We start from the raw sequence: 14974 nt of genomic DNA, 5'->3' as shown, positions 1-14974 counted from the left end.
CGTCCTTCGGGTACGGGGCTTTTGATCAATCAGCTGAAGTTGAAGTTTTCAATCATTTTCATTTTCATTTCCCACGTCTTGGTGCTGAGATCGACCGCATATTTCTCGGGATTCAGCTTGCGGAGATATTCCGGCCAGAACTGGTCGAGCTGTTTCCGGTGATGAGCTCTCATCTCTTCCAGGGAAGGCACCTCGTATACCTGCTTGCCGTCTTCGAAGACAGGCTTCAGCAGCTGAACCGCCTTATACTCGTCCACATATTTATAAATATACGGATGAACGGGATCGAAAAGCTTGATTTTCCTGCCTTCCTGGACGTCCGTCTCGTCATGCAGCACAATATAGTCGGCGATAGCTTTGCCCGTATCGGAGCCGATAATGCGGTAGACATCCTTCCAGCCCGGTGTGGATACTTTCTCGGGATTGCCGGAGATCTTGATCTTCGGCACCATGACGCCGTTTTCCTCGATCGCCACAAGCTTGTACACCCCGCCCAGCGAAGGCTGGTCGGCCGCGGTGATCAGCTGGGTACCCACTCCCCACGTGTCGATCCGGGCTCCCTGTGCCTTCAGGTTCAAAATCGTGTTTTCGTCGAGATCGTTCGACGCCACGATTTTCACATACTCCAGCCCCGCTTCGTCGAGCATTTTGCGGGCTTTGATGGACAGGTAAGCCAAGTCGCCACTGTCCAGACGGATCGCCTGCATCCGTTTCCCCTGCTCTTCCATCTTCTTCGCCGTGCGGATCGCATGCGGCACGCCGCTTTTCAGCGTATGGTACGTGTCCACAAGCAGCGTCACCTGATTCGGCAGCGCCTCGGCGAATTTATCGAACGCCTCCTGCTCCGAAGCGTGTCCCTGCACCCAGGAATGGGCGTGGGTCCCTTTGGAAGGGATGCCGAACATCATGCCGGCCAGCACGTTCGAGGTGGCGTCGAAGCCGGCGATATACGAGGCCCGCGCTCCCCATACCGCGGCGTCCGCTTCCTGGGCGCGCCGTGTGCCGAATTCCAGGAACGTGTCTTCCGGAGACACGTTTTTGATGCGGGAAGCCTTTGTCGCGATCAGCGTCTGGTAGTTGATAAAATTAAGCAGCGCCGTTTCGATCAGCTGGGTTTCGAAAATCGTGCCTTCTACCCGTACGAGCGGCTCGTTCGCGAAAACGAGCGTTCCTTCCTCCATCGAGTAGATGGACCCGCCGAAACGGAACGCTTTTAATGCTTCCAGAAATCCTTCGTCGTAATTCTCTTCCTGCTCGCTCAAATAGCGCAGAGCCGGCTCGTCGAACTTAAGACGGTGTACATAGTCGATGAGACGCTGCAAACCTGCAAAGACCGCGTATCCGTTCCCGAAAGGAAGTTTCCGGAAGAACGCTTCGAATACCGCTTTCTGGCGGTGGGAACCGTTCTTCCAGTGGGCGTACATCATGTTGATCTGATACTTATCCGTATGTAAGGTTAAATTCGGTATGCTGCTCATGAATTTCTCTCACCTGTTCCTGACAATGTAATAGTCCTGCTGTTAGACCGGTTCGCTGCCTCTCACGACTTGAGCGCCCAGCGAAGTACGGAAATGGTTTAGGGCAAACGTATGCCCGTCCGGGTTAAAACTGGCCACCGCATCCTCGTGGACGATCAGCTCGAAAGCCTTGTTATACGCATCCACGGCCGTATGCAGAACGCAAATATCCGTGCAGACGCCGGCCAGATGAACTTCCTGAATCCCGCGCGCACGCAGCTGCAGCTCCAGATCCGTACCGCAGAACGCGCTGTACCGCGTTTTATCCAGCCACAAGATCTGGCCTTCCTTTTCCCGGTAAAGGGTATTTAAACGGCCGTACAGCTCGCGTCCGCTCGTGCCCTCTATATTGTGAGGCGGAAACAGCTTGGTCTCCGGATGAAAAGGCTCGTTCAAACGATGGAAATCCACGGCCATGACGACAAAACCGCCCTCTTCCAGAAATTCCTCCGTGAGCGCCGTAATTCTCTCCTCTATGGCAATGGCGGGATCTCCGACCGGAAGCTTGCCTTCGACAAAATCGTACGTATAGTCAATGACGATCAAAGCTTTCATAACCCGATAACCCCTTCCCCGAATCTTAGGCTTAAAAGTTTGTAACGATCATATCACTCCGACCCTCTAAAATCAAACGGGCTCCGCCCTTTCCAGGCAACAAAAAAGACCGCTGCGCCCGACACGCGGCAGTCCTGATTCTGTTATCCTTCGCTGCCTTCCTTTTTGGCGGTTTAACGTTCCGCTGCTGCGGATTTCTTTTCCAGAAAAATTTCCGTCCAAGCGAGCAGGAGACCGAGCGCCGCAAACACAAGAACTACGGCTGCCGGCCCCCTACCTTGTTGTCCTTCCGGGAATCCTCCGTATTGAAGGGATAAAAGCAAGTAGCCGCCCAGCCCTCCCGCGGCCGCGTAGGCCAGCGCCTTGACCGGCTGTGTGGAGCGCAGATACCCAAGCAATTTGCCGAGCGGAAAGAACGAAATGAAATAAAACGGAAACGCCGTGAAAATCCCAAGCAGAAGGAAAAAGCTCCCGAGCAGACTTCCTTCCGGCGATGTTGCCCGGGCGCCTGCCAGCAAATCCGCGGCCCATAGGCCGGCTCCGGCATACACCGGGAAAATAAGGCTCAGAAAAAGCGTCATCTTCGCTTTGCTTCCCGCAGGCATAGGCTCCACCTCTTTCGTAAAAAGTTGATTTTACAGATGATCCTGGATCAATTCTGCCAGCAGGCCTGCCATGTACGAAGGACCTCTCCCCAGATCTGCCGGATGAATGCGGAGCCGGAGGAGCGTTTCATCCGCGTCCGCAGCCTCCGCGATAAAGCCGGCTAAGCCTCTGGCCTTGCGGTCGATCTGCAGCAGCAGCTCCAGACCTTCCGTCGCCGGCAGGAAGCTGATTTCCAGCTCATCCAGCTCGCTGCGAAAACGGCCGGCCGGGACGAATTCGAATTCCTGCAGCAGGCCGATCCGTCCGCCGAACCTCGGCGACTGCTTCACCTCCGCCTCCCGGAGCCGGAAGTCGAGCTGGTCCGCGGCATCGAACACGACCTGCATCTCCGGAGAGGGAATGACTTCAATCCGGTCGGAATCGCTCGGGTCGATCGCCCCGGCAATATCGAGCCCGGTTGAGAACCAGACCGGAGTATGCCCCAGCGTAAGCGGTGTATGTTCAGCCAGCCTGAACCGGAACGGCACCTCCATCTCTTCGTTCGGTCCGAGCGTGAAGGGGTGCGAAACGAGGTATTTGGCAATTTCTCTCGTTTCCTTCACATGACTGTTATTGACTTCGCGTTTGTATTCGGTGACCAGCGAAATATAAATCTCCTCGATACGTTGTTCGACTTGGCCCCCGCGGATATGAACGACACCTTCGACCTCTTCGCCCGGGTAATAGGCATTCTTGCAGAGGCGTGTATCCACTTGAGCGGCGCCAAAACCTATACTGGCCAGCATCCGTTGGAAAAACGTCATTCTTCATCCTCCTGAACTTGCTAAAAAATAGAAATCTTTCGAGAAAATTATACATGATTTGAACAATCGTGTCTTCGGAACAATTCCGGCCGCACGTAAAAAAGGCTCCTTGCGAAAGGAGCCGGAGCCTGCGGAAAAGCCGATTTTACTTGCTTTTTTACTGAAATCTCGGACCTTCTACCCTGTTTCGGGACCTCCCTCCTTTTAACAGTAGGACGAAAGCCTCTATCAGATGGAAAGGAACAGGTCATTTTTATTGTTTTTTGGAAGAATAATGTGCATGAAAGTGTAATGATAAACGCGCAATTGCGTAATCAATTTGCGCTGACGAAACGATTTGAATCTTTTATTATAGGATTGTACCCACGTTTACCATTTTATTCATAAAGGATGAATGTCATGTTAAAAAAATCAGCTGTAGAGCTGCTTAGTGATTATCAGCTGCTTGATTGTTTCGTACAAGCCCTACAAATGAAGTTGGGTGCCGAATTTCTTCAACAACTTGCCTCCGAGATTAGACGCCGCAATTTATATTAATCGGCGGCTTGCCGGCCCCGCTTATTTTATACCGGGCCGATACACCGCAGAATCTATCGTTTGACTGATTAAGGCTCCCTGTCTCTGCCAATTGTCGGAAGCGGAACGCAGCAGCGCAATCGTACTGCTTATGTCCTTCATATAGTGAATATCGTGAATATCTGCAGCCAACTGATACAAGGTATTGAGGCTTCCGGTTGCCTGTTCTTTACCTATCGTTCCATTCCGGATATTCGATAACGTCCTTTCTTTTTCATCGGTGATAAATTTGCGTATGCCGGCCAACCTGTTCGATCCCATACCTCTCCCCCTTAATAACGAAAATGACGAGCGCCGGGCCTTCGGCTTATGCGAAGACCATTATCACTATATGCGCTAAGATTCACATTCTATACGTTAATGGAGCGGCCGCGGAACGAGAGAAAATTGCCGTTTTACAAGTACAGATTTGAAAAAAAATACGCCAGAAACGTACAGCCCAAAAAAAAGCCCCGCAAGCTAACGGAAGTTAACTTACAGGGCTTTTCGGTTATTCGGCGGTTAGCTCCGGGAAGAGGCAGACCAGCCGTACGAGTATTCAGGCGTTACAGTAACGGGCAGCTTGCCGCCGGCTTGGAACTGGCCGGTCAACACCCCGGCAACCGCGTTCATGGCATGAGGACGGTTTTCGTAGCTCGCCAGGAAAGTTTTCACTTCCGGAAACTCTTTATAATCAAACGGATTGCGTCCGGCCACAACGACGAGCTTGCTGTCTCTGGCCGCCAGTTCTTTTACGATGCGAACCTGATTGGGCGAAAAACTTGCATTATACGTGACCACGATAACCTGGTCATAGCCTTGACTTGCCTTCAGTACACGCTCCACTTCTTCTTCGGAAGGATTCGTGTGGATTCTTTCTTCCGTTACCTCATGAACGGTTTCCGCCAGGAAGGCTCCGAGTGTTTCCTTCTGCTCCACCACTTCGTCGATTTGCGTCCATTCCCGGACTTCCGTCCAGATGACAAACGTTCTTTTGTCTCTCGCAAGCGGAAGCTGATTCTCGTCCTTGACAAGCGTCACACTCTTCTTGTAGGTTTCACGCACAAGCTCGATATGCTCAGGGGACCCCACTGCGGAAATATCGCCGGCCGCAGCGCCCACCGTAATATTCAGACCCGTTTTTAAAGCGAGAATGCGGTCCACCGACTCGTTGATCCGTTCTTCGCTGATACGGCCGGATTCCACCGCTTCCACCAGACGTTCAATGGTTTGAACCTGTGTATCGTAAGTATGGCTGACCAGCAGCAAATCGGTGCCGGCTTCAACCGCCATGACCGCTCCTTCAGCCGTCCCGTAATGGTCTGCGATCGCTTTCATCTCCAGGCAATCGGTCACAATGACGCCTTCGTAACCAAGCTCACCGCGCAGCAAATCCGTCAGCACCCTCTTGGACAAAGTCGAAGGCAGGCCATCGGGCTCCAGCGCCGGAAAAATAACGTGCGCCGACATCAATACGTCGGCTCCCTCCTGAATCGCCTTCACGAACGGAGCGAACTCCAGCTCCCGCAGGCGCTCCAGGTCGTGGGGAATCGTGGGCAGAGCATGATGGGAGTCCGAGTGTGTGTCCCCGTGCCCCGGGAAATGCTTGATCGTCGGGGCCACGCCCGCCGCCTGGTAACCCTTCACGGCCGCAGCTCCCATCTCGCCGACGATTTCCGCGGTTTCGCCGAAAGAACGGACGCCGATCACCGGATTCATCGGATTGTTGTTGATGTCGAGGCAGGGCGCGAAGTTTAGATTGATGCCCATCGCGCGCAGCTCCACCCCGCTGATCCGCGCCGTTTCATAAGCCGCCTGGGCGTCTCTTGTCGCCCCGATTGCCATGCTGCCCGGCATACAGGCGATGCCCTCGTGGATACGGGCAACCATGCCGCCTTCCTGATCGATGCTGATCAGAAGGGGTCCTCCCGCCGAGTCCTTGGCCAGCACTTGCAGCTGGTGATTGAGCTCGCTCACCTGCTTCGGATTGTCCAAATTGCGGCGGAACAAGATAACGCCGCCGATTTCGTGCTTCTGAATCAAGTCGATAATTTTCTTGTTGGGCTTCATCGCCGAGTCGAACTCATTCGATGTGGAAAAACCGCACATCATCATTTGTCCGATTTTTTGCCGGAGGCTCATTTCTGACCGTTGTTTCATTCTTTTCATCCCCTATCGGTAATTTATGCGTTCGTAATTTGTTCGCGGTATTCGGAAGGCGTCATGCCGGTAAATTTATAGAACACCCGGGTAAAATACCGGCGTTCCGCATAGCCCACCTGCTTGCCGATCTGGGTAATGCTCTTGTCGCTCATGCGAAGAAGAGACTTGGCCAGTTCGATCCGCTGACGGGTCAAATTCTCCAGGAAGGTCTCTCCGAAGTGCTGTTTAAACAGCAGACTGAAGTAGCTGCAGCTGATCCCGAGATGGTCGGCAATTTCCTCCACGCCGAAATCGTTGGACAAATTCTTGGCAATGTATTCTTTGGCGTTGACCATCAGCAGCTCGCTCGGCTTACGGTTCATCCCCGCATTCATGCAGTCTTGAATAAGCTGATGGATCGTTGCAAGCAGATCCTTGACTCCGACACTGCGCTCCAGATTGGACCAGAGGCCTCGTTCTTCCTCATCGGACATGATGTTGATTTCCCGCATTTCCCTGATGAGGTGGAGGACCAGAAAGTGCAGAATCTGCTCCACACGCACATAGGAATGCTCGGAAATAACCCGGAGGCTCTGATTGAGCTTTTCGAAGGTTTGCTCCATCTGCGCTTTATCCCGCCGCTTCAGACTGGATACGATTTCTTCCACCAGCTCCCACATGGAGTTGTTCCATTCGTTCCGGCCGGGATTCACTTCTTCCAAGAGTAGAATTTGTTCGACGTTTGGTGATAGCTGAAGCGCGCGCTGAAGCTTTTTGTAAGCGTCTGCAAGCTGGAGAACGGACATATGCTCGGGATAAATGCCCAGGCTGACCGTCAGCTTAACGTGCTGCTTCACCGCCAGTTGAAGGGCATCGCTCCACCCTCTCGCCGTCTGCAGGTCGAATGGCGTTTCCCTCTGATGACGGATAAGCACGCACCATTCCCCTTCCCGGGTCTGCAGAACCGAATACAGAAGCTCATACGGCTCCAGTGCGTCCTGCAGCACATTGCGGACAGCGAAATTTTTGAGCTTGCGCTCTTTCTCGTTCCAAGAACGGGAGAGCTGCGAATAATTGTCCAGGTCGATGAGGAGAAGGGTAAATTCCGTCTCTTCCAGACTGTTTTCATCCTCGAAAAAATGCCGGGTCGTCACGTTCGTATAATCCAGCAGGATATCGAATAAAAACTTCTCGTACGCCAAGTGCCTGACCCGGCTCCATCTTTTCTGCTCATCCAGCTCCGCCTTGCGCTTCTCCCGGATATCAAAAGCGACCCGCTCCACGACCGCTTCCAGCTCTTCGTAGTTGATCGGCTTAAGAATATAATCCTTGGCCCCGTATTTTAACGCCGACCGCGCATATTCAAATTCCTGAAACCCCGTCAGCAGAATAACCTGGATATCCCTTTCCAGCTTGTTCACCTGCTCCAGCAGCGCGATTCCGTCCATCAAAGGCATACGGATATCGCTAAGGATAAGGTCCGGCTGGTGCTCCTGGACCATCTCCAAGGCCTTGACTCCGTTCGATGCGAGCGCCACGACTTCGATATCGTGCTTCTCCCACGGTATGACGGTTTGCAGGTTGCGCAAAATATTAATCTCATCATCCACCAATAAAGCTTTTAAGTTCATCCTCATCACCTTGCTGTCGTTTTGGGAATTATACATTTGATTCGTGTACCTTTGTTCGGCTCGCTGCAAATATAGAGCCCGTAGCCGTTTCCGTAATGAATCCGCAGACGGTCGGCTACATTGAGTACACCTAATCCTACCCTTGGCTCATTCGTATCGAGGCTGGGATTCTTTTTCCGGTATTGGAACCTGGCAAGAACGTCCTCGGGGATGCCGATGCCATTATCTTCAACCCACAAAATAATGTGATCCCCGCCGTCTTCAACACGAATGGTAATAATCCCCTGGTACGTAATCCCTTCGAATCCGTGCTGAATACTGTTTTCAACAAGCGGCTGCAGCGTCAGCTTAAGAATGGAGTGATTTTCCAGCTCCCGGGGCAGGTGAATCTCGAAATCGAAAAGTTCTTCGAAACGGTATTTCTGAATTTCCATGTAATTTTTCAAATAATCGATTTCCAGGCCGAGGGCGATTTCTTCTTTATGATGGAACGAAATTCTTAATATCGTCCCCAGCCTGTAAACGAGCTGGCTCACTTTTTTGCCTTGATTTTGTACGGCCAGCGCGTTTATCGACTCCAGCGTATTAAACAGGAAGTGAGGCTTGATCTGCGCCTGCAGCAGGGAAAGCTCCGCCTTGTTCTTATGCTCCTGCTCCTGCTTGACCTCTTCCACGAGGTCATGAATACGGGACACGAGGCTGTTGAAGCCTCTGGAGAGAACGGTCATTTCATCATTCCCCTGTACTTTGACCCGCACGTCCAGATCTCCCCGTTCCACTTGTTTCATGGAGCTGACGATCCGGATAATGGCCCGGATATACCGGTTGACAAACAACAGGTTGAAGAGAAGGGCGGATATGAGGAACAGGAACATGATCGTTCCGACCCATTTCAGAATAACGGACATTTCGCCGGAGATATAATCCGACGGAGTGACAGATACGAGCGCCCACTTGGGGGTTCCGTATTTTTCCAGCCCTATATCATATACCGTCACGAGACTCTCTATACCGTCAAATTTGACTCTGGAAGTGGCGTAAGTCTCCGTCAAATCCACTTTTTGAGATAAAAATTTATTTAAATTGGAGCCATTTGTAAGCTTACGGTTGTCGTACAAAATAACCCCTTGCTGGTTTACTAACAGAAAGTGGCTGTTCTTTTGATTATAAAAGTTGAAAATTTTATCCATTTCTTTAAAGTCAAATTGAAGAAACATAGTTCCAATTCTACCGGAACCGGGAGTTTCATAATAATTGACTGTGCGGACCTGGCTGAACAAATTGTTGTCTCCGGTCAATTCCGGATTTTCATAAGGCCCGATCCACCGGGGAAATCCGTTCAAATTCTTGACTTCTTCATAAATCGGATGATCTTTTAACGTTTTAAAAGGAATCGGCGTAAATGGAATAACACCGCTTGAGTAGTTTTCTCCATATAAATTGTATACGGAAAAAGTCCCAAGCGGCTCATAGGTAAGAAATATTTTTCTTAAGCTATTCGTTACATTATTCAGTTGTTCGTCGGACGGCGGGTTCTCGTTCAATTCAACGAGTTGGGACTGTAAATTGTCCCCCAGCATCCAATAATCCGAATAATAGTTGGCTTCTTTAAAAAGGCTTGCAATGTTACGGCCGATTGACTTAATGGTCAGCTCGGATTGTTCCATGTATTTCTCTTGGGTAATGTCCTGAAAGATCATATAGGTGAAAATCGAAATAGATAATAAGGGAATAATGATGAATCCCATGAAAGCCAGAAATACTTTTTTTCGTAAATTCATCATTACTCCCATGTCCTTTCAACTTAACCCTTGACGCTTCCGGCAGCCAAGCCTTCGATAATCTTTTCTTGTAGTATAGCATAGATCACAACTACCGGCACGATGCTAAACATAGTCGCCGCCAGGAGAGCACCGTAGTTCATCGCCATTCCGTTGTTCATCGCCGCCATCGCTACAGGCAGCGTTCTAAGCGCCTCTTTGGACAGCATCACGTTGGCGAGAACGTACTCGTTCCAGTGACCCAGGAAGTTGATGATAAACACGGTCACGATGGCAGGCGTCATGAGCGGCAGAACGATTTTCCAGAACAGTCCGTAAATCGTCAGTCCGTCCATAACTCCGGCTTCTTCAAGCTCTCTCGGAAGAGATTTGATGAAAGCCATAATAATGATAATGGAGAGAGACAAACCGAATGCGATGTAAGGCAGAATCAAAGCAAGGTGTGTATCGTACAGCGGAATATGCAGATCGTTTGTAACATTCAAAATGAAACGGTACAGCGGGATGAGCAGAGAACCCGCCGGTATCATGATGGCCAGAAGAAATACCCCGGTAACTAATTTATTCATTTTCGGGAAGTACATCCGCGTCAGCGCGTAAGCCGTCATACTTGCCAACACAATCGTCACGATACTGGCCACAACGGAAATATATAAGCTGTTGACGAAATACCGGCCGATGTTGGCGCTGGTCCATGCGTTCGCATAGTTATCCAGCGTGAAGTTTTTGATTAAAGAGAAGGGACTCGCGACGATATCAACATGCCTTTTGAATGAGTTTTGAAAACCCCAGAACAAAGGATACAAGGTTACAAAAACGTATAGCAAAAGAAAGGCATGGAGAAATCCATTTTTAAATTTGGACATATCAGTTCTCCACATCCTCTAATTTTTTTGTAAGCAGGTTGCTGAGCACTGTAATAATTAAGGTAAAGACGAAGATCAGGATCGCAATTGTATTCGCGTAACCGTAATTCCCTGTCGTCATTCCCACTTTATACATGTAAGAGGCCATAACTTCCGTGCTTCCGTACGGCCCGCCTTTGGTCATAACCATGACGATATCCATCGCTTTCATCGCACCCGTGATAGACAGCAGGACGATTACCGCGAGGATCGGACGGATCAAAGGAACCGTAATGAGAAGCGCTCGCTGAAACCCGGTGGCTCCATCGATTTCGGCAGCCTCGTAGACTTCTTTGGAAATTCCGAAGATTGCAGCCAAGACGAGAACGATATAAAATCCGGTCCACTGCCAGGCATTCGTCAGAAGAATGGAAAGCATAGCTGTGCTTTCGTCAGCCAGCCACAGATGGATTAATTTATCCAACCCGATCGACTCAAGCAGCTTGTTCAGCAAACCTACTGTCGGGTCAAATACGACAACCGTCCAAAGTACCCCTACGACGGCAGTCGACAAAATACTCGGCAAGAAAACAGTCGTTTTATAAAAACCGCGTAATTTTCTGACTTCCGAGATTAAAACCGAAAAAATGACGATAACCGGAACTTGAATAAAAACGGAAAACAAAATAAAGTAAAGGTTATTTTTGACCGAGATCCAGAAATATTCATCGTTAAAAGCTTCTTTAAAATTATCCAATCCGTTAAAAACAGGTGCAGTCAGACCATCCCAGCTAGTAAACCCGTATCTGAATGTTGTAAGAAGCGGGAACATATAAAATGTCAAGTAGAAAAACAGGGTTGGAATAATGAACACCAGGTATGCTAGAGGATTTCGATAAACCTTGTTCATAGCAGCCTCCATCCTTCACACTATGCGAATAAGAACGGGTACCACGTCATGTGATACCCGTTATTTTTTTATCTGCTTATTTTAGATTACGTTACTAATCTTACTTTGCAGTCTTTTTGTTTTCTGTTTCTTGGGATTTTTGAATATCGGCCAGCAGGTCCTGAACGGATTTTTTGCCGCCAACGAAAGCTTGGATTCCGGATTCAAGATCAAGCTTCACTTTAGGCTGAATCAGGGAGTCGAAAGCCGGGAATGTTTTCTTGCCTTCGGAAGCTTTCAGCATTTCGGCAATGATCGGCTTGTCGCCAGTGGAGCTAAGCTTCATGGACGGGAAGAATCCTTCTTCTTTCAGCTGACGAAGTTGATATTTTTCGGTGAAGAAGACTTTGATGAATTCTTTTACCGCTTTTTTCTCGTTTTCGTTCAGCTTAGCGGAGAAACCGAAGCCGTTGGAGTACGAACCGTTGATCAGCTCGTTACCTTTGCCGCCATCTACAGTCGGGAAGTTGAAGAAGCCGAGGTCAGCAGCCATTTTGGATTGATCCGGGTTGGAGTACTTCTGGTTCGCCCAGCCTCCGTCGAAGATCATAGCGGTTTCGCCGTTAGCGAAACGGTCTTGCGTTTGGGAATACTTCAGAGCGAGAGCATCTTTGTTGAAGTAGCCTTTGTCGATCAGGTCTTTAAACATGGTGTGACCTTTAACGAAAGCTTCGTCCGTCCATTTGCTTTGGCCGGATTGGAGGCCGTCTACGACTGATTGACCGCCTACGCGTACGTACAGGGTGTTAGGAAGCATGTTCAGTACCCAAGCTTCGTTGCCGCCAAGCGCCATCGGAGTGATGCCTTTGGCTTTGAACGTTTCGCAAGCTTTCAGGAACTCTTCGTAAGTTTTCGGAACTTCTACGCCGTTGTCTTTGAAGATTTTCTTGTTGTAGAACATGCCTTCCAGGTAACCGGCGATCGGAAGACCGTAAACTTTGCCGTCAACCGTGAACTCGGAAAGGTCAACGAATTTGTCTTTCAGGCCAAGCTCGTCAAGGATCGGCGTCAGGTCAAGCAGGTTGTTTGTTTTCGCATAGTTCTTTGTATCCGTACCACCGAAAAGTTCGAAAATTTTTGGAGGGTTACCGGCGGCCATTTCGGCTTTCAGCTTTGTATCGCGGTTAACAACTTCGTCCACGCCTTCGGATTCGAATTTCAGGCCGGGGATGTTAGCTTCAACTTCTTTAAGAGCATCCTCGAACATAGCCTTTCTTTTCTTGGCTGTGTCTTTGATTTGCGTATGACGGAAAGAAACGGTAAATTCCTTCGGTGCAGCGCTTCCAGCTGGAGTTGTTGTCGCTCCGGTACTTCCTCCATCTTTGCCACAAGCGGAAAGAACGGTTGTCAGTCCCACGGCTACGGCCATGATTGTCGCCAGTTTCTTTTTCATTTGTAGACCTCCCCAAAACGTTTGAATTTGTGTCTTACAAGTTTGATTATAGGGACGTTGCCCTTCTTACGGCAGGTCCTCATTTCAACAATACAGGGATAAAATCCTCTCACTAGAGGGGTAAAATAGTGGGCCCTTAGTCCTTGTTCCTATTTATAGAAATTAAGGATTCGTTTTACATTTTATTAGGAAGTAATCCAACTGAAACTCTGGGTATTCTCCCCTGCTCCCTCCTTATAATGCCCCTTGATTCGACACGGTTAGCGCTTCCCCCCGGTAGTTTTACAAAACCTTAAAGCCCAATTGATCTAAGCAAAATAGTCCGTACGTACACTTAACTCTGAAAGAGAGGGGGATAAAAAATCGATGAATACCGTCGATGAATCGTTACCAATCCGGGTCGAAAACGCTCGGGGCATCCGGACCGCCTCCTGGTGGAACTGCGTCCGGGAAGCGGGGATCGGCTATTTGTTCCTGCTGCCGTCGCTGGCCGGGTTCGGGATTTTTTTGTTTTATCCGTTCTTCCAGTCCTTGTATTTAAGCGTACACAGTACGAATCTCAGGGGGAAAATCGCCGAATATGTCGGCTTCGAGAACTACCGGGAACTGCTTACCTCGGAGAAATTTTATCATAGCCTGGGCGTTACGGCCCAATTCGCTCTGCTGACGATCCCGACGACAATCGCGGCGGCTCTGCTCCTTGCGGCGCTGACACACAGGGGTCTCAAGGGCAAGCGAGTCTTCCAGTTCATTTTTTCCCTGCCGATGGCCCTATCGGTCGGGACCGCTTCCGTGATCTGGGCCCTGCTCTTCCATCCGACGGCCGGTATGCTCAACTACTGGCTCGGCCTGCTCGGCCAGGCCCCGGTCCCCTGGCTTTCCGACCCGAGCTGGGCGCTCTTCTCGATCTCGTTGATGACCATATGGATGAATCTCGGCTTCGCCTATATCGTCCTGCTCAGCGGGCTGCAGAGCGTGCCGGAGGATATGTACGACAGCGCCAAAATCGACGGTGCGGGTCCGATGCGGACGTTCTTTAGAATCGTCCTGCCCCTCGTCTCCCCCACCTTGTTCTTTGTCGGTGTGGTTTCATTGATCGGGGCTTTCCAGTCTTTTGGCCAAATCCAGATTTTAACCAAAGGCGGTCCCATGGATACGACCAATGTCATGGTCTATTCCCTTTACCAGGAGGCGTTTGTCAACTTCCGTTTCGGCTCCGGCAGCGCGCAGGCCATACTTTTATTCGTGATCGTCCTGTTCTTCACCTTCGTGCAGTTCGGCGTTCTGGAAAGGAAAGTGCACTACTCATGATCCGGCCCTTACAAAAAACCGCCATCTACGTATTTCTGACCGCGGCTGCCGCACTCGTTCTCTATCCGCTGTTCTTTACGTATGCGTCCACGTTTATGACGGCCGGAGAAGCCGGCCAATTTCCACCGCCCCTGCTTCCCGAAAGCCTCTACCTGGGCAATCTGAAGACCGTGATGGAACTTGTTCCAATCGGCGCTTTTCTGAAGAACAGCTTTACTATGTCGCTGCTTATTATGGCGGGGCAGCTGTTTACGGCAAGCCTGGCGGCTTACGCGTTCGCTTTCGTCCGTTTTCCGGGCAAAAAATTCGTGTTCCTGCTGTTTCTGAGCACTATGATGATCCCCTGGGAAGTGACGATGATTCCCAATTACCTGACGATCCGCAGCTGGGGATGGACCGACACATACGCGGCGCTTGTCGTACCTTTCCTTGCGACGGGGTTCGGAACGTTTATGCTGCGCCAGTTTTTCATGCAGCTGCCGGGCGAGCTGTTCGAAGCCGCCAAGATCGACGGCTGCGGGCATATCCGCTGCTTTTTTTCCATCGCGTTCCCGTTGTCAAAGCCCGGTCTGGCGACCCTGGGCGTCTACAGTTTTCTCAGCGCCTGGAACAGCTATCTCTGGCCGCTGCTCGTCACGAACGAGCCCGCGAAACGCACTGTGCAAATCGGCATCTCCATGCTTCAGTTCGAAGAGTTCACGTCCTGGAACCTGGTGCTCGCCGGAGTCGCGCTCGTTCTCCTTCCTTCTCTGCTTCTGCTCGTGCTCGGGCTTAAGCAGCTCGTCCGCGGCCTCACGGTAGGGGCCGTTAAAGGCTGACCGTTTATCCACCATTTTGATTGATAAAAAGGAGAGACATTCCACATGTTTTCGTACAAACCGTCCCG

14 protein-coding genes are annotated in these 14974 nt (G+C 50.5%); 3 read left to right on the top strand and 11 right to left on the bottom strand.

Annotated elements, in window-relative coordinates; all coding sequences use genetic code 11:
- Window positions 1-29: 29 nt before the first annotated feature.
- The 4 genes from ACI48J_RS07000 to ACI48J_RS06985 form a co-directional block, all read right to left on the bottom strand.
- Complete coding sequence (locus tag ACI48J_RS07000; RefSeq protein ID WP_405082266.1) at window positions 30-1478, bottom strand: nicotinate phosphoribosyltransferase; 1449 nt, start codon at window positions 1476-1478, stop codon at window positions 30-32.
- Between the two features lie 42 nt (window positions 1479-1520).
- Window positions 1521-2072, bottom strand: a complete 552-nt coding sequence (locus tag ACI48J_RS06995; RefSeq protein WP_218228269.1) for a cysteine hydrolase family protein — start codon at window positions 2070-2072, stop codon at window positions 1521-1523.
- A gap of 173 nt (window positions 2073-2245) precedes the next feature.
- Entirely contained in the window at window positions 2246-2677 is a 432-nt protein-coding gene (locus tag ACI48J_RS06990; protein ID WP_405082265.1) for a hypothetical protein, read from the bottom strand.
- A 30-nt stretch (window positions 2678-2707) separates the two neighbouring features.
- Window positions 2708-3481, bottom strand: a complete 774-nt coding sequence (locus tag ACI48J_RS06985) for a sporulation protein (RefSeq protein ID WP_405082264.1) — start codon at window positions 3479-3481, stop codon at window positions 2708-2710.
- A 390-nt stretch (window positions 3482-3871) separates the two neighbouring features.
- On the opposite strand from ACI48J_RS06985, the gene sda reads away from it, so the two are divergent.
- Window positions 3872-4018 carry a sporulation histidine kinase inhibitor Sda gene (gene sda, locus ACI48J_RS06980; protein ID WP_082211298.1) on the top strand — a complete coding sequence of 49 codons (147 nt, stop codon included), beginning with the start codon at window positions 3872-3874 and terminating at the stop codon, window positions 4016-4018.
- A 21-nt stretch (window positions 4019-4039) separates the two neighbouring features.
- On the opposite strand, the gene ACI48J_RS06975 is transcribed toward sda, so the two are convergent.
- From ACI48J_RS06975 to ACI48J_RS06945, 7 genes are all read right to left on the bottom strand, one after another.
- On the bottom strand, window positions 4040-4318 hold the full coding sequence (locus ACI48J_RS06975; protein ID WP_326050857.1) for a hypothetical protein: 279 nt from the start codon (window positions 4316-4318) through the stop codon (window positions 4040-4042).
- 240 nt (window positions 4319-4558) lie between these two features.
- Window positions 4559-6196, bottom strand: a complete 1638-nt coding sequence (gene nagZ, locus ACI48J_RS06970) for a beta-N-acetylhexosaminidase (RefSeq protein WP_405082263.1) — start codon at window positions 6194-6196, stop codon at window positions 4559-4561.
- 23 nt (window positions 6197-6219) lie between these two features.
- Window positions 6220-7815: a response regulator gene (locus ACI48J_RS06965; protein ID WP_326050888.1), complete on the bottom strand. Its 1596-nt coding sequence runs from the start codon at window positions 7813-7815 to the stop codon at window positions 6220-6222.
- On the bottom strand, window positions 7815-9593 hold the full coding sequence (locus ACI48J_RS06960) for a sensor histidine kinase (protein WP_405082262.1): 1779 nt from the start codon (window positions 9591-9593) through the stop codon (window positions 7815-7817). The genes ACI48J_RS06965 and ACI48J_RS06960 overlap by 1 nt, the downstream gene beginning before the upstream one ends.
- A gap of 20 nt (window positions 9594-9613) precedes the next feature.
- Window positions 9614-10456, bottom strand: a complete 843-nt coding sequence (locus ACI48J_RS06955; RefSeq protein ID WP_326050853.1) for a carbohydrate ABC transporter permease — start codon at window positions 10454-10456, stop codon at window positions 9614-9616.
- Between the two features lies 1 nt (window position 10457).
- A complete protein-coding gene (locus tag ACI48J_RS06950; protein ID WP_326050852.1) occupies window positions 10458-11345 on the bottom strand; it encodes a sugar ABC transporter permease in 888 nt (295 codons plus the stop codon).
- 100 nt (window positions 11346-11445) lie between these two features.
- Window positions 11446-12777: an ABC transporter substrate-binding protein gene (locus ACI48J_RS06945; protein ID WP_405082261.1), complete on the bottom strand. Its 1332-nt coding sequence runs from the start codon at window positions 12775-12777 to the stop codon at window positions 11446-11448.
- A 366-nt stretch (window positions 12778-13143) separates the two neighbouring features.
- On the opposite strand from ACI48J_RS06945, the gene ACI48J_RS06940 reads away from it, so the two are divergent.
- Window positions 13144-14088, top strand: coding sequence for a carbohydrate ABC transporter permease (locus ACI48J_RS06940; protein ID WP_405082260.1), 945 nt, complete (start codon window positions 13144-13146; stop codon window positions 14086-14088).
- Window positions 14085-14906: a carbohydrate ABC transporter permease gene (locus ACI48J_RS06935; RefSeq protein WP_326050848.1), complete on the top strand. Its 822-nt coding sequence runs from the start codon at window positions 14085-14087 to the stop codon at window positions 14904-14906. The genes ACI48J_RS06940 and ACI48J_RS06935 overlap by 4 nt, the downstream gene beginning before the upstream one ends.
- Window positions 14907-14974: the final 68 nt, after the last annotated feature.

Source organism: Paenibacillus chitinolyticus (genome assembly GCF_045038035.1).
Classification (GTDB): domain Bacteria; phylum Bacillota; class Bacilli; order Paenibacillales; family NBRC-103111; genus Paenibacillus_F; species Paenibacillus_F chitinolyticus_A.
This window is presented reverse-complemented; position numbering and strand designations above follow the sequence as displayed.